The organism is Streptomyces sp. NPDC005408, from assembly GCF_040606445.1.
GTDB lineage: Bacteria > Actinomycetota > Actinomycetes > Streptomycetales > Streptomycetaceae > Streptomyces.
Genome location: NZ_JBEXEX010000005.1, coordinates 250,638 through 273,651 on the forward strand (window position 1 = coordinate 250,638; position 23,014 = coordinate 273,651).

The window sequence follows — 23,014 nt, forward strand, 5'->3', positions numbered from 1 at the left end:
GTGCCATGGAATTCAACGTCATCCTCTCCGACGCCCTGCGCTCCGGCATCGGCCCTATTGCCGCCATCTACGTGCTCGCCGCCATGGGCCTGAACCTGCACTTCGGCTACACCGGCCTGCTGAACTTCGGCCAGGTCGGCTTCATGCTCGTCGGCGGTTACGGGCTCGCCATCACCGTCGTGACGTGGGGCGGCTCGATGTGGCTAGGCATCCTGGTCGGACTGGCCTCCTCGATCGTGCTGGCCCTGCTGCTCGGTCTGCCGACCCTGCGGCTGCGCGCCGACTATCTCGCGATCACCACGATCGCCGCGGGGGAGACGCTACGGCTGTTCTACCGGTCCAGTTGGGCCGAGCCGACCACCGGCGGTGTGTTCGGGCTCCAGCGGTTCGCCAACGACTTCTACGATCTGAACCCCATCCCGCGCGGCTCGTACGGCTTCTGGACGGTCACGTTCAGCGCCCGGGACCTGTGGGTGATGATCGTCGCCTGGGCCCTGGTGGTGATCGTCGGGCTGCTGATGGCCCTGCTGATCCACAGCCCGTGGGGCCGTGTCATCCGGTCCATCCGCGATGACGAGACCGCCGTACGCAGCCTCGGCAAGAACGTGTACGCGTACAAGATGACGAGCCTCGTGCTGGGCGGTGTGCTCGGCGGGGTCGCCGGAATGCTGCAGGCCATCCAGGTGCAGTCGGTGAGCGCGGACAGCTTCGATCCGGCCGTCACCTTCTTCCTCTACACCCTGCTCGTGCTGGGCGGTGCCGGGCGGATCCTCGGCCCCGTCGTCGGCTCGATCCTCTTCTGGTTCGTGCTCACCTTCATCGACAGCGCACTGCGGCAGGCCATCGACGCCGGTTACATCTCGTCCGACGTGATCAGCACGTCGGAGATCGGCGCCGTCCGCTTCGCCCTGGTCGGGCTCGCCCTGATCCTGCTGATGGCGTTCAGACCGCAGGGGATCCTCGGCAGCCGGAAGGAGATGTTGCTCAGTGGCCGCTGATCCGCAGCCCCCGGCCGCGCCCGAGCCCCAGCCCGTGCCCGAGCCTGTGCCAGGAGTGCGCAAGCCCGACCCTCTGCTCGTGCTGGACGACGTGACCCGCACGTTCGGCGGTCTCGTCGCCGTGCACGTCGAGCATCTGGAGGTGCAGCGCGGGACGATCACCGCGCTCATCGGGCCCAACGGGGCAGGAAAGACAACGCTGTTCAATGTGGTGAGCGGGTTCGACCGGGCTGACGGCGGCGAGTGGGCGTTCGACGGGCAGCCGCTCAGCGGGCGCCCGCCGCACCGGATCGCCCGCTCCGGGCTGGTCCGTACGTTCCAGCTCACCCGGACCCCCGCCCGGCTCACCGTGCTGGAGAACATGCTGCTCGCGCCGACCGCGCAGCGCGGCGAGCGGCTGTTGCCCGCGCTGCTGCGGCCGTTGTGGCGCGGACAGGAGCGGGAGATCGTGGCCCGGGCCGACGAGCTGTTGAACCGCTTCCGGCTCACCAAGCTGCGTGACGAGTACGCGGGCACCCTCTCCGGCGGGCAGCGCAAACTGCTCGAACTGGCCCGCGCGCTGATGGCCCGCCCCGTCATGCTCCTGCTGGACGAGCCGATGGCCGGGGTGAACCCCGCACTGACCCAGTCGCTGCTCGGTCACATCACCGGGCTGCGCGACGAGGGGCTGACCGTGTGCTTCGTCGAGCACGACATGGATGTGGTGATGGGCATCAGCGACTGGGTGGCCGTCATGGCAGGCGGCCGCCTCGTGGCCGAGGGACCGCCGTACACGATCGGCCGGAACCGCGCCGTCGTGGACGCCTACCTCGGCAAGCGGCACGACGAACCCGAAGCGACCGGCGAGGAGACGTGACCCCATGCCCGAGAACGAAAATGGGCCTGTGGAAGGGCCTGTGCTGGTGGCCGACGCGATCGTCGCCGGATATGTGCCGGGCGTCGATGTGCTGCGCGGCTGCAGCATCGAGGTCCGCCCCGGGGAGCTGATCGGCGTGATCGGCCCCAATGGAGCCGGAAAGTCGACGCTCATCAAGGCGGTCTTCGGCCTGCTGCGCGTGCGTAAAGGGAAGGTACGGCTGCACGGAGAGGACGTCACCAACCGGCCCGCCCACGAGCTGGTCCGCCGGGGCGTCGGGTATGTACCCCAGCTGCAGAACGTCTTCCCCGCACTGACCGTCGAGGAGAACCTGCGGATGGGTATCTATCTGCGGCCCAAGGCCTTTGTACGGCGGACCGCGGCGGTGGAGGAAATCTTCCCGCTGCTGGCCGAGCGCCGGAAACAGAAGGCCGGTTCGATGTCCGGCGGTGAGCGGCAGATGCTCGCCATGGCCCGGGCGCTGATGATGGAGCCGCAGGTGCTGCTGCTCGACGAGCCGTCAGCGGGACTGTCCCCGATCTTCCAGGACCAGGTGTTCGACCGGGTGAAGGAGATCAACGGCGCGGGCGTCGCCGTGCTCATGGTCGAGCAGAACGCCCGCAGGTGCCTGCAGATCTGCGACCGTGGCTACGTCCTCGACCAGGGCCGCAACGCCCACACCGGTACCGGTATGGGACTGCTGCACGACGAGAAGGTGATCGAGTTGTACCTCGGCACCCTCGCCCGCGTCCGCTGAACTCCGCTTTCTTCCCTCACTGCTGACCCTTGCTCACCTCGGTACTCACGGTCTGCAGCTGGCCCTTCTCGTTGTACGTGTAGACCTCGATCGTCGCCTGGCCGGGCTCACCGGCGTCGGTGAAGTCGAGCGGACCGCTCACGCCGTCGTAGTCGATGTCCTTGCCCTCGGCAATCAGCTTCTTGCAGGCGGCGAACGAGTTGCACTTCTCGCCGTCCTTGGTGACCGCGATCATCTCGTCGACGAACTTGCCCGGGTCGTCCGACTTGGCCTGCTCCGCAGCGAGCGCGACGGTCGTCACGCAGTCGAAAGTCTGCGGTGCGAACTGCAGTACCTTCAGGCTCGGCGCGAACGCCTTCAACGCCTTCACATACTGCGGGTTGGACGCCGATGCCGGAGCCGTCCCCTTCATCCCGGCGAGCGTGGCGGGCTTGCCCGGGGCTACGAGGGCAGGCAGTTCCTCACTCCGCAGCCCGTCGGTTCCGTACACACCGACCTGCTGGGGCCCGAGTCCTGCCTCGATCAGGCCCTGGAGGATCTGCGCGCCCTCCTCGAAGGCGATCACCACGACGGCATCCGGCTTCGAGTTCTTGACCTGCTGCACGAGCTGGTCGTAGTTCGTGGCCTTCGTGTCGTACGTCTGGGCGACCGTCACGGTCGCGCCGCCGTCCTCCAGCGCCTTCTTGGTGGAGTCCAGCAGCCCCTTTCCGTAGTCGTCGGCACGCGCGACCAGGGCCACGCGCTTGTGGCCGTCGCCCTGGATGGTCTTCGCCAGGATCGGCCCCTGGAGGGCGTCGCTCGGCGCGGTACGGAAGTAGAACCCGCCGTCGTCGTAGTCGGTGAACGTGGGTGCGGTGTTGGACCCGGAGCACTGGACGACACCTTCACCGGTGACCCGGTCGATGATCGCCAGCGACATCCCGGAAGCCGCGGCACCGATGATCGCATCGACACCCGAGTTCAGTACGCGGTCCGCCGACTGTGACGCCACGGCCTCCTGCCCCGCCTCGTCACCACCGACCACTTTCGGAATCGGCTTGCCGAGCACACCACCGGCGTCATTGATGGTCTTGACCGCGAAATTCGTCGACTGGATCATCGGCGGCCCCAGAAAGGCCAGCTGTCCGGTCTCCGGCAGCACGTACCCGAGTTTGAGCTGACCGTCGCCGTCCTTGGCGGGGGCCGAGGACTGAGCACTGCCGCTCGTGCCGCATGCGGTCAGCAGGAGTACGGCCGCGCTCGTGAAGATCGCGGACCGCCGTACAGACGTCTTCATGTCCGTCTCCTCTCAGCGGAGGCTGGCGGTGGGTCGACAGGCCGGCCTTCCGCCGCCCTCTGTAATGAGAGTAGAACGATCAGCCTATTTCGGCTCGAAATGGGCGGAGAGCACTTCGTGCGACTGAAGCCCTACTTGGGCTGCAACAGGTCCCAGCGGTTGCCGTACAGGTCCTCGAAGACCGCGACCGAGCCGTACGGCTCGTGCCGCGGCTCTTCCAGGAAGCGGACGCCGGCCGCCGTCATCCTGGCGTGGTCGGCCGCGAAGTCCGCGGTGTGCAGGAAGAAGCCGACCCGGCCGCCCGTCTGCCCGCCCACGCTCGCGCGCTGGGCCTCGTCGGCGGCGCGGGCCAGCAGCAGCGCGGTGTCGCGGCCTGAGCCGGGCGGGCGGACCACCACCCAGCGGGTGCCGTCCCCGCGGTCGGTGTCCTCGACCAGCTCGAAGCCGAGCGCGTCGGTGTAGAAGGCGATGGCCTCGTCGTAGTCACGGACGACGAGGGTGACCAGGGCGATATGCGACATGGGCGCCACGTTATACGTATGACCAAGCCGGATCAACGCAATGGAAGAATGCGTGCCATGCACGCGCCGCCGCCCCCGCAGTACCCACCGCACGTCCTGTACCGCGCCCGCGCCCTCGCCGTCCCCGGCCGCCGCGTCGTCCTGGGCATCGCGGGAGCCCCGGGCTCCGGGAAGTCGACCCTTGCGGCCCACATCGTCGACGCCCTCGACGGCCTCGCCGTCCTCGTCCCCATGGACGGCTTCCATCTCGCCCAGGCCGAGCTCGGACGCCTCGGCCGGGCCCGCCGCAAGGGCGCGCCGGACACCTTCGACGCCGCCGGGTACGCCGCCCTGCTCGCGCGGCTGCGGGCCCCCGCCCCCGACACCACGGTCTACGCCCCCGCCTTCGACCGCGCCCTGGAGGAGCCGGTGGCGGGCAGCATCCCGGTCGCCCCCGATGTCCCTCTTGTCGTCACCGAGGGCAATTACCTTCTCCATGACGAGGGCCCCTGGGCGCAGGTCCGCCCCTTCCTCGACGAGGTCTGGTACCTGGAGATCGATGATGCAGTACGGGTGAGCCGGCTGGTCGACCGGCATGTGCGGTTCGGCAAGCAGCGGGCGTATGCCGAGCGCTGGGTGCACGACTCCGACGAGCCCAACGCCCGGCTGGTCGCCCGCGGCCGCAACCGCGCCGACTTCGTGGTCACGCAGTCCCCGTAGTCCTCTCGGCCGAAACCGCGCCCGCCGCGACGCTCGCGTGCGCCACCGCTGCCGTCGCCAGCCCCCGCACGATCGGGTGCGGCCGAGTCCCGTCTCCGTACAGCTCGGGCTGGAACAGTGTTGCCAGGAAGAAGGGATGTCCGGGCAGTTCGGCGATCCGGACCTGCCCCTCCTCGTCCTCGCCCGTGAAGTGCAGCCCGTGCGCCGTCAGCGTGTCGAGATGCCGCGAGTCGGGGCCGTACGAGCAGTGGTAGCGCTCCTGTGTCTTCTGCGCGCCGAGCACCGACTCCGCGAGCGAACCGGGCGTCAGCCGCACCGCGCCCTCATGGCCCACGAGCGAGCAGGCGAGTGGCGCGATGAGCAGGTCGTCGGCGTCGGGGTCGTTCTCCGCGTGGGCCACATCGGTGAGGTCGCAGACATCGCGCGCGTACTCCAACAGCGCGTGCTGGAAGCCTCCGCAGGTGCCGAGGAAGGGGATGCCGCGCTCGCGTGCGGTGCGGATAGCCGATAGGGCGCCCGCCTCGCTGCGGTACGGGCTGCCCGGCAGCACCCACACCGCGTCGAAGCCGTCGACCGCGCCGGGCTCCTCCGCGTCACCGGTCGGGATCCAGTACGCGTCGAGGACGAGCCCGTCGCGTTCGGCGAGTGCGTCGAGGAGGCCGGGGATACGGGTGTGGGACTTCACATGGGGCGAGCGATCGCCGACGAGGGCGATCCGGGCGCTTGTCCTCGTCACGCTGGTCTGCTTCGTAACGGTCTGCTTCGTGCTGGTCTTCGTCATGACGAACATGCTGGTCGCCAGCGCCGGTTCACGTCCAACGATGATCTGTACTCCCGCGATCGCGGATGCTTATGACATGGACCCGCACCTCCTGCGTACATACGTCACCGTCGCCCGGCTGGCCTCCTTCTCCGCCGCCGCCCGCGAGCTGGGCTTCACCCAGTCCGCCGTCTCGCAGCACATCGCCGCCCTCGAGCACGACCTCGGTATGCCGCTACTCAGCCGCCGTCCCGTCGCGCCGACCCGGGCGGGGGAGCGGCTGCTGGAGCACGCGGGCTCCCTGTTGCTGCGGCTCGAGGCCGCCCGCGCCGATCTCGCGCGCATGGCGGGCGAACCGGCCGAGGAGCTGACTCTTGCCGCATCCCCGCTCGCCGTCCGCCCGGACGCCCTCGCCGCGCTGCCCGTCTCGCGCGCGACCCTGCGCGTGCTGCCGCGCGAGGAGATACCGGTCGCCGTCGCGAAGGGCTCGGCCGACCTGGGGCTCGTCGACGGCCTCGCCGCGCCCAGCGACCCCTTGCGGCTCCCGGACGTCGCGCCGCTCACCGCCACGGGCGTCGCCGAGGAGCCGGTCGCCGTCGTGCTCCCCGACGGCCATCCGCTCACCCGCCGCCCAGGGCTGCGGCTCGCCGATCTCGTCGACGCCCGCTGGCTGGACGCGCCGGAGGCCGGACTGCCGCTGGACCAGCTGCGCGCGGCGACAGCCACGGCGCGGGGCTTCCGGCCCGCCCTGCGCTACGAGGGCACGGACATCCGCACGCTCATCGGCCTCGCGGCCGCCGGACACGGTCTGACCCTGCTGCCGCTCGCCCCGGCCCGGGCGTACGGGACCGTCGCCGTGCCGCTCACCGAGCCCCGGCTCGTACACCGCACCGAACTGCTGCACACCGGCGTGCTGCGGGGCCCTGCCGAGGAGTTGGCCCGTCGCTTGCAGAGTGGGCCCTAGGAGAACAGGGCACTGTCTGTACGCTCGAGGTTCTGGCATGCGAACGGAAGGCGGGTTGACGTGGGGCTGTTCCGGCGAGGGCCGAAGCGCGACGGACGCGATGCACCCCGGGACCCCGAGTTCTCCTTCTTTTCGGTGGAGGAGGGCACCCGCTTCCGCGGCCAGGTGCGCGAGGCCTTCGCCGAACAGGCCCTGGAGGTGACCGTCTACGCGGATGTGGTGTCCGACAGCGCGGGCCGCCAGTTCGGACTCGCCAACCTCGCCGCCGTCTGTCACAACGACGAACGCGGGCCGCGCGCCTGGCCCGAACTGGTCCACCACCACGTCGGGATGGTCCTGCGCACCATGGACGCCCCCTCCGCGCTGGACACGCTGCCGACCGAACAGATCCGCGCCCAGCTCTACCCCCGCGTCGTCGGCCGCGACGGCTTCAACCCGGCGAACTTCGGCTACGCCCGCTCCCTCGCGCCCGGCCTGTACGAGATCATCGCGCTCGACCTCCCCGAGAGCGTCATGATGCTCACCGACGAGGCCCTGGAACCCCTCGGCGACCTCCAGTACCTGCGCGACCAGGCGCTGTACAACCTCAGGGGACTGCCCGTCGAGGCCCATGAGACCGTCAAGGACGCCGACGGTATGCGCTTCGAGGTGGTCCTCGGCGACTCCTTCTACACCGCGAGCCGGGTCCTGGCGCTGGAGAGCGTCGTACGGCAGGTCACCGGGCAGCAACTGTCCCCCGACGGCGCGCTGGTGGCCATGCCCTTCCGGCATCAGCTGGCCTTCCACGCCATCCACGACACCAGCATGATCCCCGCGCTCAACGCCATGGCCTCGTTCGCGGCCTCCGGCTACGCCGACACCCCGGGCGCCATCAGCCCGTACGTCTACTGGTGGCGCGACGGCACGCTCACCCAGCTCAGCGACCGTGACGAGGACGGCGATGGCCTGCGGATCGTCGTCGGCGAGGAATTCCAGGAACTTCTCGAGCGGCTGGTGGCCAAGGGCCAGGACTGAACTCGGGGCGACGCGCGCGGGAGCTGAAACGAGCTCGCGCGCCCCACCCCCTGCGGGCAGGATGGCCCCATGGCCACCACACCCTCGCCCTTCACCGCCGACGACTACCGGGCCAGGATGGCCCGCGCTGCCGGCTCCGCCGCCGACGCGGGGCTCGCGGGACTGCTCGTAGCCCCCGGCCCCGACCTGGTGTACCTCACCGGCTACCGGCCCGCGGAAACCGAACGGCTCACCCTCCTCGTCCTCGCGGCGGGCCAGGACCCGGTCCTCGTCGTCCCGACCCTGGAAGCCCCGGATGCCGAGGAGGCCCCCGGCGCGTCCGCGCTGACCCTGCGGGACTGGACCGACGGCAAGGACCCCTACGCCGTCACCGCGCCGCTCCTCGACGTGGCCGGGCGGTACGGGGTGAGCGACAACGCCTGGGCCATGCATCTGCTCGGCCTGCAGACGACGCTGCCGCAGACCTCGTACGTATCGCTGACCGAGGCGCTGCCGATGCTGCGGGCGGTGAAGGACGCGCATGAACTGGAGCGGCTGGCCGCGGCGGGTGCGGCGGCGGACGCGACGTACGAGGAGATCCTCAAGGTCCGCTTCTCGGGGCGCAGGGAGACGGACGTCGCGGCCGATCTCGCCGCGCTGCTCAAGCACTTCGGCCACTCCCAGGTGGACTTCACGGTCGTCGGCTCCGGCCCGAACGGCGCGAATCCGCACCACGAGGCGGGCGACCGGACCATCGAGCAGGGCGACATGGTCGTCCTCGACTTCGGCGGCCTCAAGCACGGCTACGGCTCGGACACCTCCCGTACCGTCCATGTCGGCGAGCCGTCCCCCGCGGAGCAGCACATCCACGACGTCGTACAGGAGGCCCAGCGGGCCGGGGTCGAAGCGGTGAAGCCGGGCGTGGCCTGCCAGGAGATCGACCGGGCGGCACGCGAGATCATCGACGAGGCGGGGTACGGGGACTTGTTCATCCACCGCACCGGGCACGGGATCGGGGTCACGACGCATGAGCCGCCGTACATGATCGAGGGGGAGGGGCGGGCGTTGGTGCCGGGGATGTGTTTTTCGGTGGAGCCGGGGATTTATCTGCCGGGGCGGTTCGGTGTCCGTATCGAGGACATCGTCACGGTGACGGAGGACGGTGGGCGTCGGCTGAATGCGACGTCGCGCGAGATGGCGATCGTGGAGTAGCGGGCTCAGCCGTCCGCCAGGACCACGCAAGACTCCGGCGGCAGGTGCAACAAGCCGTCCGCGCCCGGTGGTTGGACCGGGTCCCAGGACGCCAGGACCCGCCCCCCACCCCCCAGCGGAATCGCCGCCGGGTCCTTCGCGAGGTTGACCGCGACCCTTGTGTCACCGCGGCGGTAGGCGAGCCAGCGTGCCGACTCGTCGAACGCCACCTTCACCGCCGCCAGGTCCGGATCCGTCAGATCGGGCTGCGTGCGGCGCAGGGCGATCAGTTCGCGGTGCCAGGCCAGCAGCCGGGCGTGTGGTTCGCGGGACCGTTCGGTGCGGTCCAGGCAGGAGTGTTCCCGGGTCTGCGGGTCCTGCGGGTCGGGGATCTGTTCCGCAGCCCAGCCGTGCGCCGCGAACTCCCGCCGCCGGCCGCGCCGTACCGCATCGGCGAGCTCCGCGTCGGTGTGGTCGGTGAAGAACTGCCAGGGCGTACGGGCGCCCCACTCCTCGCCCATGAACAGCATCGGCGTGAAGGGCCCGGTGACCACCAGCGCGGCCGCGCACGCCAGCAGCCCGGGGGAGAGCGTGGCCGAGAGCCGGTCGCCGAGTGCCCGGTTGCCGATCTGGTCGTGCGTCTGGGCGTAGCCGAGGAAGCGGTGCGCGGGGGTGATCGTCACATCGAGGGGGCGGCCGTGCGTACGCCCGCGGAAGCTCGAATACGTGCCGTCGTGGAAGAAACCGTGCGTGAGGGTCTTCGCGACGGCCGCAAGGGGAGCGGCCGCGAAGTCGGCGTAGTAGCCCTGGGATTCGCCGGTCAGCGCGCTGTGCAGCGCATGGTGGTGGTCGTCGTTCCACTGCGCGTGCAGACCGAGACCGCCCGCTTCACGCGGCGTCGTCGTCCGGGGGTCGCCGAGATCCGACTCGGCGATCAGGAACAGGGGCCGCCCGAGTTCGCCGGAGAGCTCGTCGACGGCGGCGGACAGCTCTTCCAGGAACGGCAGGGCGCGGGTGTCGGCGAGGGCGTGCACGGCGTCGAGACGCAGCCCGTCGATGCGGTGGTCGCGCAGCCAGGCCAGCGCGCTGCTCAGCAGATACGCGCGCACCTCGTCCGAGCCGGGGGCGTCGAGGTTGACGGCCGCGCCCCAGGGCGTGTGGTGGGTGTCGGTGAAGTACGGGCCGAAGGCGGGCAGGTGATTTCCGGACGGGCCGAGGTGGTTGTGGACCACGTCCAGGACCACCCCGAGGCCATGACCGTGCGCCGTGTCGACAAAGCGCTTGAGCGCCTCCGGTCCGCCGTACGGCTCGTGGACCGCCCACAGCGACACGCCCTCGTAACCCCAGCCGTGCACTCCCGGGAAGGGACACAGCGGCATCAGCTCGACATGTGTGATCCCCAACTCGGCCAGCTCGCCCAGCTGTTCGGCCGCCGCGTCGAGCGTTCCCTCGCGCGTGTACGTGCCGATGTGCAGCTCGTACAGCACCGCACCGCCGAGGCCCCGCCCCGCCCACGCGTGCCGCCATTCGTACGCGCCCTGGTCGACCACGGCGCTCGTCCCGTCGGGTCCTTCCGGCTGGCGGCGCGAGCGCGGATCGGGCAGCACAGGACCGCCGTCCAGCGCGAAGCCGTACCGCGCGCCGTCGCCCGATTCCGCCTCCGCGTGCCACCAGCCAGGGCGTCCTTCCGCCCGCTCCATGGGGAGCTCGGTGCCCTCCAGCCACAGCGTCACCCGGTCCTCGGCCTGCGGCGCCCACACCTCGAACAGCACTGGCGGTCCCCTCGTCGTCGATGCCCGTGGTCGATGCCGGTTCCATCCTGGCAAGATCGGGGTCTAGAAGCGGTCGCCTTAGGGCCATTAGGGTCACGAGCCATGTCGACGCCGCTGCCGCCGCTGCCCACCTTCCCGCCCGGTTTCCTCTGGGGCGCGTCCGCCTCCGCCTTCCAGACCGAGGGAGCCGCCGACACCGACGGCAAGGGGCCCTCGGGGTGGGACGCCTTCGCCGCCCAGGGCCGTATCAAGGACGGAGCCGACGCCTCGCGCGCCACCGGCTTCCACGCCCGCTACCGCGAGGACGTCGCCCTGCTCGCCGGGCTCGGCGCGGACGCCTTCCGCTTCTCCGTCAGCTGGCCGCGTGTCGTCCCCGGCGGCAGCGGTCCGGTCAACACCGCCGGGCTCGACTTCTACGACCGCCTCGTCGACGAGCTGTGCGCCCACGGCATCACGCCCGCACCCACCCTGTACCACTGGGACACCCCGCTCCCGCTGGACGAGGCGGGCGGCTGGCTGAACCGGGACACGGCGGCGCGCTTCGCCGAGTACGCATCCGTCGTCGCCGAACGGCTCGCCGACCGCGTACCGATGTGGATCACCATCAACGAACCGGCCGAGGTCACCCTGCTCGGCTACGCGCTCGGCGAGCACGCGCCGGGCAAACAGCTGCTCTTCGACGCCCTGCCCGCCGCCCACCACCAGCTGCTCGCCCACGGCCTCGCCGTGCAGGCCCTGCGCGCCGCGGGCGCGGCCAACATCGGCCTCGCCGTCTCCCACTCGCCCGTGCGGACCGCCGGGACCAGCGAGGAGGACCGGTTCGGCGCCGAGCTGTACGACACGATCACCAACTGGATGTTCGCCGACCCGATTCTCACCGGCCGCTACCCCGACGAGAACTTCGCCGCCCTGATGCCGGGGCCCGTCGCGGACGACCTCACCGTCATCTCCGCCCCGCTCGACTGGTACGGCGTGAACTACTACCAGCCGATGCTCGTCGGCGCGCCGTCGAACGAGGCGCTCGGAGACTTCGCCGGTGTCGGCCTGCCCGCCGAACTCCCTTTCGGGGTACGGGAGATCGAGAGCGAGCAGCGCACCGACTTCGGCTGGGCGGTCGTGCCCGACGGGCTGCGCGAGCTGCTCGTCCTGCTGAAGGACCGCTTCGGCGACCGGCTGCCGCCGGTGTACATCACCGAGAACGGCTGCTCGTACGACGGTCTCGACGACCGGCGGCGTATCGACTTCCTCGACGGCCATCTGCGTGCACTGCACGAGGCGATCGACGCGGGTGTCGACGTACGCGGCTACTTCACCTGGTCGCTCACCGACAACATCGAGTGGGTCGAGGGCGCGGCCCAGCGCTTCGGTCTCGTCCACATCGACTACGAGACTCTGGAGCGCACGCCGAAGGCCTCGTACGGCTGGTACCGGGACGCGATCGCCGCCCAGAAGTCACGGCACTGAACGTCACCCACCGAACGTCACAGCACCGAACGTCACGGCACCGAACGGATCTTCCAGACCAGCACACCGCCCAGCACTGTGACGAGCGTGGAGGTCAGATACAGCCCGGCGTAGCCGCCCGCGTACGCCACGACCGGCGCGGCCAGCGCCGGGCCGAGGACCTGCGGGGCCGAGTTGGCGATATTGATGACGCCCAGGTCCTTGGCGCGGTCGCCGGCCTGCGGCAGCACCTGAGTGATCAGCGCCTGGTCGACCGCGATGTACACCCCGAAGCCGAGCCCCAGCAGCGCCGCGGCACCCATCGCCACCGGCCAGGTGTGCCAGAACGTCAGCAGCAGCGAAGCCACCGCCATCACTGCCGAACTGACCGCCACCATGGCCCTGCGCCGCCCCAGCCGGTCCGAGACCACCCCGCCGGCCACCGCCGTCACCACTACGCCCGCCGTGTACAGCAGCGTCAGAATCAGCACGCCCTCGTCCGGATCCGCGTAATGCACCGCGTCCTTGAGGAAGTACAGGAGATAGAGCGTGCCCATCGCATTGCCGAGCATCACCAGAAAGCGGGTGAGCCAGGCCCAGCCGAAGTCCGGATGCGCCCGCGGGCTCACCCAGAAGTCCCTCAGCCGCACCGGCTCCCGTGCGGACAGCGGTACTTGGGGGTCGGGTGCCAGGAGGACGAAGGGCAGGGCGCAGAGCACCGTCAGCACGGCCAGCAGCAGATAGCCCGTCGCGATCCCCGTCACCACCATGGTCACAAGCAGCGCGCCGACGACAAGACCGAGTGTCTGCGGTATCCCGATGAAGCCCGAGACCGCGGCCCGCTGCCCGACCGGCACCTGGTCGGGAACCATGGCACTGGTCCCGGCGAGCATGGCGTTCAGACCGAGCTGGGCCAGACACCAGCCGAGCGCGACCCCGACGACGGTCGTCTGCGCTGCGGTGACGGCGAGTCCCACCGCGCCCAGCACCGCCCCGCCCAGGATCCACGGCCTGCGGCGCCCGAAGCGCCCGCCCGTACGGTCCGAGAGCGCGCCCGCGAGCGGATTGGCGACGACGGCGACCAGCGCCCCCACACCCGTCGCCCAGCCCAGCGCGACCTCTTTGCCCGACGGCGAGAGCTCGTCGATCTGCTCGGCGAGCAGCACTTGTATCGGCGTCAGAAAGGCCATGTACAGGCCCAGGTTGGCCAGCACAAGACCCGATATCCAGCCGCTGCCGACGCGGACCCGTGGCTCGGAGTGCAGCTCTTCCGTCGTCATGGGCGGCTCGCCATCAGCTCGGGGGTGTCCGGAGCTTACGGACACCCCCGAGCCTGATCAATGCTGCGAACCGGGCAGGAAGTGGATCCGCTCCTGCACGATCGGATGCCCGGCCTTCGCGAAGTTCGCCGCCATCGGGAAGTTGCCCTGATCGGTGGCGCCCGCGACGAACTCCGCGCCCCGCTCGGCCAGGAAGTGCGTGCACTCCACCAGCAGGTCGTACGCAAAGCCGTGGCCGCGCTGCTCCGGCACGACCCCGATGAAGCCGACGCACGGCCCCGAGGGGTTGTGCGCCGGGATCTGCAGACCGACCAGCTCACCTTCCGGTGTGTACGCCAGCTGCCACCACTCGCGGGGCGACGGGCACCAGTGGAAGAAGTCCAGCTCCTCCTGCGCCGCCTGGTCCACGCCCGACTCGGCGATGGCGCGCAGGGCATGAGCGTCGAGCGTCACGGAGTGGACGCGGCGCAGCACGTCGAGGAAGACGGCATCGTCGGGCTCCGTCCGGAACTCCAGCCGTCCCGGCCGCTGGGGCAGCCCGGACTCCGGCGTCCACCGGTACTGGTAGCGCTCCACCAGGACCTTCATCCCGGCCGCCTCCGCGGCGCGGATCCTGGCCTCACCGGCCGCCAGAGCCGCCGGGTCCTCGCGCCAGCCCGCGGGCAGGATCAGTACGTACTCGACCTGGTACGGGGAGATGCGCAGCAGTTCGGCACCCGCCTCCTCCTCGCCGTCGGCGAAGTCGAACCAGTTGATGTTGACGGGGGTTTCGTCATCGGGACCGCCCCACCAGGCGGCCCGCGCGACGACCTTGCCGTCGCGCAGCGCGACCCGCTTCCAGTCCGGCCGGTGCGTGGCCCGGGCCAGCGCGGGGCCCACACCGAGAGGGTCGGGCAGGGTGTCGAAGAGATACGCGTCGCTCTCGCCGAGCGCGCGAATGACCAGTCCGGTCATGAGAGTTGTCCTCCGGGAAGAGATGTGCGGTGTGCGCTCCCGGTCAGACTGCGAACGCGCGGTGGACGGGGCGGGAGCGCGGGAATCGTGTGGTCTGCACTGCTCTCGCCTCCTTCCGTCGGTCCGTGGCGTCGCGATCACGGTAGACGGCACGACAGTGGCCGTCCAGCGCTTTTGTTTCAACTGCGCTCCAGAAACCGCGCCGAAACGGCGGAGCGAGTGCTTCCGTGCAGGTCAGCAGCCGGTCGCGGGACGGACCGGAACGCCGCTGCTTCTGGACACCTGCGGCCCTTCGGCCCGACAATCTCGTATGTGACGTCCTCCTACGAGTTCCACACGTATCCCGCTCGGCTCTCAGATGCCGAGCGCGACCGTGTCCTCGGTGTGCTCAGAGAGGGCGCGGCCCAGGGCAAGCTGTCGCACGACACCTTCATCCGGCGCATGGAACTCGCCCTGGCCGCCCGCCGGCCCGACGAACTGCAGGCGCTCACCGCCGACCTCAACACCGAGAGCCGCTGGTCACGCCGGCTGTACAGCGCGGTCGGCCGCGTCTCCGCCTTCTCCGTACGGCTGCGCAGGGCCTGGCAGGCCGAGAAGCTGCCGCCGCTGCTGCTTCCTGAACCCGGCCCGTACCCCCTGCGGATCGGCCGCGACCCGGGCAACGGCCTGCGGCTGAGCCATGACACGGTCTCGCGCCTGCACGCCGAGCTCAGCAGGCAGGGCAGTCTCTGGATCCTGCGCGACCTCGGTTCGACCAACGGCACCACCGTGAACGGACGGCGGGTGACCGGCTCGGTCGTCGTGCACGACGGGGACATGGTGGGCTTCGGCCGGATGAGTTTCCGCCTCACGGCACGCTGACGGTCTTCTCCCGCGTGCAACTGAGGGGCGCGGTGGCGTCCTTCGTGGACCCGCTGCGCACGTCCTCCCGGTGGTACGGCTCACCCGTACGGGCGCACGCGGAGTGCGCGGAGGTCACGGTGAGCGGCGGCACTACTGCACGCCCTGATGGACGCGATGCCCGGCCTCCGCCGTGCGGACGGCTTCCGGCTCGCCGCCGCGACCGGGCTGCTCACACGCTCCCCGCGGACCCTTCTCGTACGGCCCTGCGGCTGAGCAGTGCCACCGGACGCTCGGCGAACAGCTCCGCCAGCGGCACGGCCCCGCCGGCGAACTCCCGTTCCGGAGCGAGCAGATCGTCCCAGCGCCCCTCCGGAAGAGTCAGTTCCGTATCGCCCCAGCCGCCCGCCTCCGCCAGCCGCAGCGACAGCCGGGTGACGGCCGTGACCGCCTCGCCCGTGCGGCAGAAGGCGACACAGTGCCCGGCCGCGGGACCGCTCGCGCTCAGCGGTGCGTACGTCCCCGACTCGCCGAAGACCTCGGGCCTCTCCCCGCGCAGCCGCAGCGCCGCCTTCGTCACCGCCGTCTTCTCGTCCGGCGGGCCCTCGCGGAACGGCCGCCGGTTGTCCGGGTCCACCAACGCCACATACTCCCGCTCCGTGCCCTGATACAGGTCCGGCACCCCCGGCATCGTCAGCTGGAGCAGCGCCGCGCCGAGCGCATTGGCCCGGACATACGGATCCAGCTTCCGGGCGAAGAGCGCGACCGAATACAGCGGCGGCCCGGCCGGACCCGCTCCCACGAAGTCGGTGACGGCCTGCTCGTACACCACGTCCTGCTCCGTCCAGGCGGTGTGCAGCCCCGCCTCCCGGGCGGCCTTCAGCAGGGCGGTCCGAAGCCGTTCGTCGTACGGGAAGCCGAAGCCGACCGCGGTCTGCCATGCCACCCACGCCAGATGCGGATCGGGCGCCTGCCCGCCCTCCAGGCGGCCCGCCTCCTCGGTGATCCGCCCGAGGAAGTCCGCCCACTCCCCGGGGCACTCGGACAGCACGGCGATCCTGGCTCGTACATCCGCGCTGCGTTTGGTGTCGTGCGTGGTCAGGACGGTCCCGGTGGCCGGCCAGTCACGGGCCAGCCGTTCGCAGTAGGCGTGGAACCGCTCCGGGCTCACCGCCGGACTGCCCGGATCACCGCCCACCTCGTTCGCCGAGATCAGTGGCACATAGCGGTAAAAGGCCGTGTCCTCGACGGACTTGGCGCGCAGCGCGGACGAGGTCTGTGCGAAGCGCGTACGGAACGCGTCATGGTCGGGCCCCTCGCCGAGCCGCCCGAGCGCGAGGTCGCGCACCACGTCCACTGCCGCTGCCTCCTCGGCCACCGCGAACGCCGCCTTCGCTGCTGCCGCCGCCGGTGCCGTCAGCACGTCCTCGCCGCCGACGCGGTACGGACGGTAGACGGGCACGCGCACCAGCAGCTCGCGGAGTGCCGACCGCAGCGCCCACGGGGCGTGGTCGCGCAGCGCGGGATCCGCCGCGCAGACACACGCGGCCAGGCGGGTCAGCGCCGCGGTCTCGGCGGCCAGCTCATGCGTGACCACCTTGTACGCGGCGCGGCGCACGGTCGCCTGCCAGTAGCCGCCCCGGTCACCGGCGGGAGCGGCGAACTCCCGGTACTGACCGACCAGTTCGACCGCCCCCGTCGGATCGGTGAACAGTCCGTCGATCTGCCGCAGCGCGTCGTAGCCCGTCGTCCCCGCCACCGGCCAGCCGGCCGGCAGCCGCTCGTCCCCGGTGAGGATCTTCTCCACCACGGTCCAGCACGCCGCCCCGCCCGTGGCCTTGTCCAGCCGCCGCAGATACGCCTCGGGGTCGGCGAGCCCGTCCGGGTGGTCGATCCGCAGGCCCTCGACGACCCCGTCCCGTACCAGCTCGAGGATCTTGGAGTGGGTGGCGTCGAAGACCTCCGGGTCCTCAACCCGTACCCCGATCAGCTCCGAGATCGTGAAGAACCGCCGGTAGTTGAGCTCGGTCCGGGCCAGCCGCCACCAGCCGAGCCGGTACCACTGCGCGTCGAGAAGCTCGGGCAGCGGCAGCTTCGCGGTGGACTCGCGCAGCGGGAAGCGCTGCTCCCCGTAGTGCAGGACGTCACCCTCGACGCGCATCGCACCCAGCTCGTCCCCGATCCGTCCCGCGAGGACGGGCAGCAGCACCTTCCCGCCGCCCGCCTCCCAGTCGATGTCGAACCAGGGGGCGTACGGCGACAGGGGGCCCTCGCGCAGCACCTCCCACAGGGCCCTGTTGTGTCCCGGGACGGCGGCCATATGGTTCGGGACGATGTCGAGGACGAGCCCGAGCCCGTGCGCCCGTGCCGCACGGGCCAGCGCACGCAGCCCCGCCTCGCCGCCGAGCTCCTCGCGGACGCGTGTGGGGTCGACGACGTCATAGCCGTGGGTGGACCCCGGCACCGCCTCGAGCACCGGCGACAGATGCAGATGCGAGACACCGAGCTCGGCGAGGTAGGGCACGGCCTGGGCGGCCGCCGAGAACGGGAATGCCGGCTGGAGCTGAAGCCGGTAGGTGGCGTTGGGCGTCATGCGAACGTACGTACCCACCTTGAGGGCTTCTGTGTCACGTGCACCGGCGGCCGTGTCGGCCGATCGGACTAGGACCCCCCGGGTGCGGGTCCCTTCGCGGGGTGCGGGTTCCGGGCTGCCCGGTGACGGGTGCGTGCCCTCTGGGGCCGCTTCGGGGCTCGTATTCTGGACTGCTTTCCTCACCGCGCTTCGCGCGAGCTGCGCCGCTTTACGTCCAGAACACGACCCCTGCGCGTCCCCCGCCTCGTTGAACGAGCCCCGTGCGCCCGGCGTGCAGCACTGCGGCGCGAAGCTGCCCGGGGGTACGGGGGCGCCAGCCCCCATCCAGGCCCGCACCTGCGGACTGCGGTACGGAACCGCCCGCACCAGGCCCCGGGCGGCCAGCCCTGCCCGGCGGCGCGAAGCTGCCGCCCGGGGGTGTGGGGGCGTCAGCCCCTGCCGTTCCCGTCAGGGTTTCGGGAAGGGGGGTGGGGTGGGGGACAACCCCCCGTCACGCCGGGCGACGCAGCACCGTGAGGCTCCGGCCCACCAGCCGGACCCGCTCGCCCGCCGCCACCTTCGGGCCCTCGCCCGGCGGCACGCCCTCCTTGCGGGCCGTGTCCACCACGATCTGCCACTGCCGTCCGTGGTTCACCGGCACCGCGAAATCCATGTCCTCCGCGCTCGCGTTGAACATCAGCAGGAACGAGTCGTCCCCGATCCGCTCCCCCCGCGGTCCCGGCTCCGAGATCGCGTGTCCGTTCAGGAACACCGACAGCGCCTTCGCGGACGCCGCCTGCCAGTCCCGCTGGACCATTTCCTCGCCTTCCGGGGTGAACCACGCGATGTCGGTGAGCTCGTCGTGTGTCCCCTCCACCGGCCGCCCGTGGAAGAACCGCCGCCGCCGGAAGACGGGATGGTCGCGCCGCAGCCACACCATGGCCCGGGTGAAGGCGAGCAGCGTGCCGTCAGTGTCCTCGCCCGGCTCGGGCCAGCGCACCCAGGACACCTCGTTGTCCTGGCAGTACGCGTTGTTGTTGCCGCCCTGCGTACGCGCGAACTCGTCGCCGTGGCTGAGCATCGGCACACCCTGCGACAGCATCAGCGTCGCGATGAAGTTGCGCATCTGCCGGTCGCGCAGATCGAGCACATCCGGGTCGTCGCTCTCGCCCTCGACGCCGCAGTTCCAGGACCGGTTGTGGCTCTCGCCGTCGCGGTTGCCCTCGCCGTTCGCCTCGTTGCGCTTGTCGTTGTACGAGACGAGATCGTGCAAGGTGAAACCGTCGTGGCAGGTCGTGAAGTTGATGGAGGCCAGCGGCCGCCGCCCGTCGTCCTGGTAGAGGTCGGACGAGCCGGTCAGCCGGGACGCGAACTCCGCGAGTGTCCGGGGCTCGCCACGCCACAGGTCCCGTACGGTGTCGCGGTACTTGCCGTTCCACTCGGTCCACAGCGGCGGGAAGTTCCCCACCTGGTACCCGCCCTCGCCCACGTCCCACGGCTCGGCGATCAGTTTCACCTGGCTGACCACCGGGTCCTGCTGCACCAGGTCGAAGAACGACGACAGCCGGTCCACCTCGTGGAACTGCCGCGCCAGCGTCGCCGCGAGGTCGAAGCGGAAGCCGTCGACGTGCATCTCGGTCACCCAGTACCGCAGCGAGTCCATGATCAGCTGCAGTACATGGGGGCTGCGCATCAGCAGGGAGTTCCCGGTCCCTGTTGTGTCCGTGTAGTAGCGGGGATCGTCGGACAGCCGGTAGTACGACGCGTTGTCGAGGCCCCTGAAGGAGAGCGTGGGGCCCAGATGGTTGCCCTCCGCGGTGTGGTTGTAGACCACGTCGAGGATGACCTCGATGCCCGCCTGGTGCAGCGCCCGTACCGCCTGCTTGAACTCGAGCACCTGCTCGCCGCGGTCGCCCCAGGAGGCATAGGCGTTGTGCGGGGCGAAGAAGCCGATGGTGTTGTAGCCCCAGTAGTTGTTCAGATTCGCGTCCACCAGTCGGTGGTCGTTGACGGACTGGTGCACCGGCATCAACTCGAGTGTGGTGACGCCCAGTTCGGTGAGATGGGAGATGACCGCGGGATGCGCGAGCCCGGCGTAGGTACCGCGCAGCTCCTCCGGCAGCTCCGGATGCAGCATCGTCAGGCCCTTCACATGGGCCTCGTAGATCACCGTGCGGTGGTAGTCGGTACGCGGTGGCCGGTCGTCGCCCCAGTCGAAGTACGGGTTGACCACGACCGATGTCATCGTGTGCGGCGCCGAGTCCAGGTCGTTGCGCGAGTCCGGCTTGCCGAAGTGGTAGCCGTACACCGTCTCGCCCCAGTCGATGGCGCCACTGATCGCACGCGCGTACGGGTCGAGGAGCAGCTTGGCGGAGTTGCAGCGCTGCCCGCGCTCGGGTGCGTAGGGGCCGTGCACCCGGAATCCGTACCGCTGACCCGGCATCACGCCCGGCAGATAGGCGTGCCGTACGAAGGCGTCGGTCTCGCGCAGCTCCACCGCGGTCTCCGAGCCGTCGTCGTGCAGCAGGCACAGCTCGATGCGCCGTGCGGCTTCGGAGTACACCGCGAAGTTGGTGCCGGCGCCGTCGTACGTGGCACCGAGGGGATACGCCTGTCCCGGCCAGACCTGCATAGATAGACCATTCCACTTCTGATCCGGGTGCTGGGGGGCACTTGGCCCAGATCCTCCCCGAAAGTATTGCCCGTAAGAGGGCCCCGCGGCGGTGGACGACGCGGTCAACATCGGGTTCCGTGTGTCGCCCCAGGAAGCAACCGCTATGAAACCGCTCACTCCGGCAGATCTCGCCTGGCGGAACGGCCGCACTTGACAAGGGAGTTGGGAAAGTACACTGCCGATCCGGCTGCACCGCGGACCGCTGGCGGAGTAGTCTTCCTTGATCGTTGAAGGGCCAGAGAAGGCGGTGCGTGGGTGAGCTCGGGAGGGCTGGAGCTTCCCCCCGGTGACGCAGGTCACGAGGGGGAAACCGCCGACGTCCCGCCAGGAGCGGTCTCCCTCGCCAGACCTATGGAGATCGGGGCGGAACTGGACTGGGGCGCGGACGCCTGGAGTGAGGTCCGTACGCGCGCACAGCGTGCCGGGCGTGCCTACATCTGGCTGAACCTCGTCGAACAGCGGCTGCGGGCCGTCGTGGCCGCCGTGCTGCGCCCGATCTACGAACCGGTGCACGGCGACGACTGGGTGGTGGCCGCGGCCGGGCCCGCGGGGCAGGAGTGGGTGCAGCGCGCGGTCGCGGTCCGAGAGGTCTCGCGCCGCAAGGGCTATCTGCTGGACCCAGCGGACGACAATGTCCTGTCCTTCCTCACCCTGCCGCAGCTGCGGGAGCTGATGGTCCAGCACTGGCCGTGCTTCGAGCCGTACTTCGACGACCGGCGCGATGTGGAGCTGGCGCTGGACGAGCTGGAGGTGGCGCGCAATGTCGTCTCCCGCAACCGCGCGCTGAACGAGGCGGTCCTCGCGCAGGCGGAACGTGCCTCGGCCCGTCTCCTGGACATACTCGGCAGCGGCGCGGGCGTCCCCTCCGCCGACCGGCTCCCGGTCGACGCGGTCGAGGATCTCGTCGGCGACCGCTACGCGGACGTGGTCTCCGTCCACCCCGACCGGGTGCGGCTGCAGCGCCAGATCCCGGCGGAAGACCTCTTCGGCGGGGCACGCCGTCTCGACGCGATCGGGATAGGCCTGAACCTCCTCGTCCAGAACTTCTCCGGCCGCCGGCTCGTGCGGCTGGCCGAGTCGGGCTGCCGGGTGCGGCTGCTGTTCCTGAATCCGGCGAGCAGTGCGGTCAAGCGGCGTGAGCGCGAACTGGGTCTCAAGAAGGGTGAGTTGAGCCGTACGGTCGAGATGAACATCCTCCATATGCGCAGGGTGCGCTCCCGGCTGCGCGACCCGGGTGCCTTCGAGATCCAGGTCTTCGACGAGACTCCCCGCTTCACGGCCTACCTGGTCGACGGCGACGGCCCGGACGGCCTGGCTGTCGTCCAGTCATATCTGCGCAGGGCGCGCGGCATGGAGGCACCGGTCCTGGTGATGCGGGGCGGCGGGCGGTCGGTCGTCCGCCCCGATCACGACAGCGAAAACGGTCTGTTCCAGACATATCGCGAGGAGTTCGAGTCCGTGTGGGCGGACTCGCGGCCCGTTTCCTGAGTTGTCAGTGGCGCGTGGGAGGGTGAATACCGATGGGGGAAACCGCGGGGGACACCCAAGAGGGACACCCACGGGGGAAGCACCACCGCACCACTGAGGAGGGGGCCACGATGGCTTGGCACGGGGAACCGCTGGTCGGCTTCGATCTGGAGACGACGGGGACGGAGCCGCTGGAGGCGCGGATCGTGACGGCCGCGATCGTCGCGGTCCGCGCGGGGGAGCCGGTGCGGCAGCGGGGCTGGCTTGCGGACCCGGGGATCCGCATCCCGGCACAGGCGTCGGCGATCCACGGCATCACCAGCGAGCACGCGACGGCGGAGGGCCGCCCGGCGCGGGACGTGGCGGACGAGATCGCGGAGACGCTGACCGGGTACTGGGCGCAGGGGGTGCCGGTCGTCGCGTACAACGCGGCGTTCGATCTGACGCTGCTCACGGCCGAGTTGCAGCGCCACGGCCTGCCGTCGCTGAGCGCCCGACTGGACGGCAGCCCGATCGGCCCGGTGATCGACCCGTACACCATCGACCGCGCGGTCGACCGCTACCGCAAGGGCAAGCGCACGCTGGAGGCGGTCTGCGTCGAGTACGGCGTGGTCCTGGACACGGCCCACGACGCCACGGCGGACGCGCTGGCGGCGGTCCGGGTGGCGTGCGCGATAGCGACTCGCCACGGTTCGGTGGCCTCGCTGACGCCGATGGAGCTGCATGAGCGTCAGATCCAGTGGTACGCGGAGCGGGCGGCGGACTTCCAGCGCTTCCTGCGGGGGAAGGGGGATGTGGAGGCGGTGGTGGACGCGTCGTGGCCACTGCGGGAGTTGGCGGCGCGGACGACGGGCTAGGGCCTGTCGTTCGGATCTTGCCGGGCTCGCGTGCCCTGGTGCGCGCTCCCCCGTAGCCCTTCGGGCACGGGAGGTGCCCCCACGCTGCGTTGTCGTCAGTCGCCGACGCTCCGCGTCGGCTCTCCCCCTGCCTTCGGCGG

19 protein-coding genes and 1 pseudogene are annotated in these 23,014 nt (G+C 70.6%); 12 read left to right on the plus strand and 8 right to left on the minus strand.

The window, feature by feature from the left end:
* The first annotated feature begins 5 nt into the window (after nt 1-5).
* Genes ABZS64_RS07870 through ABZS64_RS07880 form a run of 3 tightly spaced genes read left to right on the plus strand, consistent with a single transcriptional unit; the run spans nt 6 to nt 2,611 of the window.
* Nucleotides 6-998: a branched-chain amino acid ABC transporter permease gene (locus ABZS64_RS07870; RefSeq protein WP_355824655.1), complete on the plus strand. Its 993-nt coding sequence runs from the start codon at nt 6-8 to the stop codon at nt 996-998.
* Nucleotides 988-1,854: an ABC transporter ATP-binding protein gene (locus ABZS64_RS07875; protein WP_355824658.1), complete on the plus strand. Its 867-nt coding sequence runs from the start codon at nt 988-990 to the stop codon at nt 1,852-1,854. Before ABZS64_RS07870 ends, ABZS64_RS07875 begins: the two co-directional genes overlap by 11 nt.
* Nucleotides 1,855-1,858: 4 nt before the next feature.
* Nucleotides 1,859-2,611 carry an ABC transporter ATP-binding protein gene (locus ABZS64_RS07880; protein WP_355824661.1) on the plus strand — a complete coding sequence of 251 codons (753 nt, stop codon included), beginning with the start codon at nt 1,859-1,861 and terminating at the stop codon, nt 2,609-2,611.
* 16 nt (nt 2,612-2,627) lie between these two features.
* Here ABZS64_RS07880 and ABZS64_RS07885 read toward each other — a convergent pair whose 3' ends face one another.
* Both ABZS64_RS07885 and ABZS64_RS07890 read right to left on the minus strand, forming a co-directional pair.
* Nucleotides 2,628-3,887 carry an ABC transporter substrate-binding protein gene (locus ABZS64_RS07885; protein WP_355824664.1) on the minus strand — a complete coding sequence of 420 codons (1,260 nt, stop codon included), beginning with the start codon at nt 3,885-3,887 and terminating at the stop codon, nt 2,628-2,630.
* Nucleotides 3,888-4,018: 131 nt separating this feature from the next.
* Complete coding sequence (locus tag ABZS64_RS07890) at nt 4,019-4,408, minus strand: VOC family protein (RefSeq protein ID WP_355824666.1); 390 nt, start codon at nt 4,406-4,408, stop codon at nt 4,019-4,021.
* A 48-nt stretch (nt 4,409-4,456) separates the two neighbouring features.
* Here ABZS64_RS07890 and ABZS64_RS07895 point away from each other — a divergent pair, with 48 nt between their 5' ends.
* Nucleotides 4,457-5,107 carry a nucleoside/nucleotide kinase family protein gene (locus tag ABZS64_RS07895; RefSeq protein ID WP_355824668.1) on the plus strand — a complete coding sequence of 217 codons (651 nt, stop codon included), beginning with the start codon at nt 4,457-4,459 and terminating at the stop codon, nt 5,105-5,107.
* Here ABZS64_RS07895 and ABZS64_RS07900 read toward each other — a convergent pair.
* Nucleotides 5,091-5,888 (minus strand): hypothetical protein, encoded by a 798-nt coding sequence (locus tag ABZS64_RS07900; RefSeq protein WP_355824670.1) that lies wholly within the window; start codon nt 5,886-5,888, stop codon nt 5,091-5,093. The two genes, ABZS64_RS07895 and ABZS64_RS07900, sit on opposite strands and share 17 nt — an antisense overlap.
* Before the next feature lie 76 nt (nt 5,889-5,964).
* Here ABZS64_RS07900 and ABZS64_RS07905 point away from each other — a divergent pair, with 76 nt between their 5' ends.
* From ABZS64_RS07905 to ABZS64_RS07915, 3 genes are all read left to right on the plus strand, one after another.
* Nucleotides 5,965-6,831, plus strand: coding sequence for a LysR family transcriptional regulator (locus tag ABZS64_RS07905; RefSeq protein WP_355824672.1), 867 nt, complete (start codon nt 5,965-5,967; stop codon nt 6,829-6,831).
* Between the two features lie 60 nt (nt 6,832-6,891).
* Nucleotides 6,892-7,845: a hypothetical protein gene (locus ABZS64_RS07910; RefSeq protein WP_355824675.1), complete on the plus strand. Its 954-nt coding sequence runs from the start codon at nt 6,892-6,894 to the stop codon at nt 7,843-7,845.
* 69 nt (nt 7,846-7,914) lie between these two features.
* Nucleotides 7,915-9,036, plus strand: coding sequence for an aminopeptidase P family protein (locus ABZS64_RS07915; protein WP_355824678.1), 1,122 nt, complete (start codon nt 7,915-7,917; stop codon nt 9,034-9,036).
* 5 nt (nt 9,037-9,041) lie between these two features.
* On the opposite strand, the gene treZ is transcribed toward ABZS64_RS07915, so the two are convergent.
* Complete coding sequence (treZ, locus tag ABZS64_RS07920; protein ID WP_355824681.1) at nt 9,042-10,787, minus strand: malto-oligosyltrehalose trehalohydrolase; 1,746 nt, start codon at nt 10,785-10,787, stop codon at nt 9,042-9,044.
* 102 nt (nt 10,788-10,889) lie between these two features.
* Between treZ and ABZS64_RS07925 the strand changes: the two genes are divergently transcribed.
* The gene (locus tag ABZS64_RS07925) at nt 10,890-12,251 is read left to right on the plus strand and encodes a GH1 family beta-glucosidase (protein ID WP_355824685.1); all 1,362 of its coding nucleotides are present in this window, start codon (nt 10,890-10,892) and stop codon (nt 12,249-12,251) included.
* Nucleotides 12,252-12,283: 32 nt separating this feature from the next.
* Here the strand turns inward: ABZS64_RS07925 and ABZS64_RS07930 are convergent, their stop codons facing one another.
* Nucleotides 12,284-13,510, minus strand: a complete 1,227-nt coding sequence (locus ABZS64_RS07930) for an MFS transporter (RefSeq protein WP_355824688.1) — start codon at nt 13,508-13,510, stop codon at nt 12,284-12,286.
* A gap of 57 nt (nt 13,511-13,567) precedes the next feature.
* The gene (locus tag ABZS64_RS07935; protein WP_355824691.1) at nt 13,568-14,464 is read right to left on the minus strand and encodes a GNAT family N-acetyltransferase; all 897 of its coding nucleotides are present in this window, start codon (nt 14,462-14,464) and stop codon (nt 13,568-13,570) included.
* 312 nt (nt 14,465-14,776) lie between these two features.
* Here ABZS64_RS07935 and ABZS64_RS07940 point away from each other — a divergent pair, with 312 nt between their 5' ends.
* Together ABZS64_RS07940 and ABZS64_RS07945 are read left to right on the plus strand one after the other, a co-directional pair.
* On the plus strand, nt 14,777-15,325 hold the full coding sequence (locus ABZS64_RS07940) for a DUF1707 and FHA domain-containing protein (protein WP_355824694.1): 549 nt from the start codon (nt 14,777-14,779) through the stop codon (nt 15,323-15,325).
* Between the two features lie 135 nt (nt 15,326-15,460).
* Nucleotides 15,461-15,580, plus strand: a pseudogene (locus ABZS64_RS07945) (cytochrome); the annotation flags it as partial.
* On the opposite strand, the gene treY reads toward ABZS64_RS07945, so the two are convergent.
* Nucleotides 15,537-17,897, minus strand: coding sequence for a malto-oligosyltrehalose synthase (gene treY / locus ABZS64_RS07950; RefSeq protein WP_355824697.1), 2,361 nt, complete (start codon nt 17,895-17,897; stop codon nt 15,537-15,539). The pseudogene ABZS64_RS07945 and the gene treY overlap by 44 nt on opposite strands.
* Before the next feature lie 490 nt (nt 17,898-18,387).
* Nucleotides 18,388-20,508 (minus strand): glycogen debranching protein GlgX, encoded by a 2,121-nt coding sequence (gene glgX / locus ABZS64_RS07955; protein ID WP_355824699.1) that lies wholly within the window; start codon nt 20,506-20,508, stop codon nt 18,388-18,390.
* A 297-nt stretch (nt 20,509-20,805) separates the two neighbouring features.
* Between glgX and ABZS64_RS07960 the strand changes: the two genes are divergently transcribed.
* Both ABZS64_RS07960 and ABZS64_RS07965 read left to right on the plus strand, forming a co-directional pair.
* On the plus strand, nt 20,806-22,038 hold the full coding sequence (locus ABZS64_RS07960) for an SAV2148 family HEPN domain-containing protein (protein WP_355824702.1): 1,233 nt from the start codon (nt 20,806-20,808) through the stop codon (nt 22,036-22,038).
* Between the two features lie 110 nt (nt 22,039-22,148).
* Nucleotides 22,149-22,874, plus strand: coding sequence for a 3'-5' exonuclease (locus tag ABZS64_RS07965; protein WP_355824705.1), 726 nt, complete (start codon nt 22,149-22,151; stop codon nt 22,872-22,874).
* Nucleotides 22,875-23,014 lie beyond the last annotated feature (140 nt).

Bases quoted from the DNA above. Each gene is read 5' to 3' on its own strand.
- ABZS64_RS07870 (WP_355824655.1), top strand. From the start codon at position 6: ATGGAATTCAACGTCATCCTCTCCGACGCCCTGCGCTCCGGCATCGGC.
- ABZS64_RS07880 (WP_355824661.1), top strand. From the start codon at position 1,859: ATGCCCGAGAACGAAAATGGGCCTGTGGAAGGGCCTGTGCTGGTGGCC.
- ABZS64_RS07885 (WP_355824664.1), bottom strand. From the start codon at position 3,887: ATGAAGACGTCTGTACGGCGGTCCGCGATCTTCACGAGCGCGGCCGTA.
- ABZS64_RS07890 (WP_355824666.1), bottom strand. From the start codon at position 4,408: ATGTCGCATATCGCCCTGGTCACCCTCGTCGTCCGTGACTACGACGAG.
- ABZS64_RS07895 (WP_355824668.1), top strand. From the start codon at position 4,457: ATGCGTGCCATGCACGCGCCGCCGCCCCCGCAGTACCCACCGCACGTC.
- ABZS64_RS07900 (WP_355824670.1), bottom strand. From the start codon at position 5,888: ATGACGAAGACCAGCACGAAGCAGACCGTTACGAAGCAGACCAGCGTG.
- ABZS64_RS07905 (WP_355824672.1), top strand. From the start codon at position 5,965: ATGGACCCGCACCTCCTGCGTACATACGTCACCGTCGCCCGGCTGGCC.
- ABZS64_RS07915 (WP_355824678.1), top strand. From the start codon at position 7,915: ATGGCCACCACACCCTCGCCCTTCACCGCCGACGACTACCGGGCCAGG.
- ABZS64_RS07925 (WP_355824685.1), top strand. From the start codon at position 10,890: ATGTCGACGCCGCTGCCGCCGCTGCCCACCTTCCCGCCCGGTTTCCTC.
- ABZS64_RS07930 (WP_355824688.1), bottom strand. From the start codon at position 13,510: ATGACGACGGAAGAGCTGCACTCCGAGCCACGGGTCCGCGTCGGCAGC.
- ABZS64_RS07935 (WP_355824691.1), bottom strand. From the start codon at position 14,464: ATGACCGGACTGGTCATTCGCGCGCTCGGCGAGAGCGACGCGTATCTC.
- treY (WP_355824697.1), bottom strand. From the start codon at position 17,897: ATGACGCCCAACGCCACCTACCGGCTTCAGCTCCAGCCGGCATTCCCG.
- glgX (WP_355824699.1), bottom strand. From the start codon at position 20,508: ATGCAGGTCTGGCCGGGACAGGCGTATCCCCTCGGTGCCACGTACGAC.
- ABZS64_RS07965 (WP_355824705.1), top strand. From the start codon at position 22,149: ATGGCTTGGCACGGGGAACCGCTGGTCGGCTTCGATCTGGAGACGACG.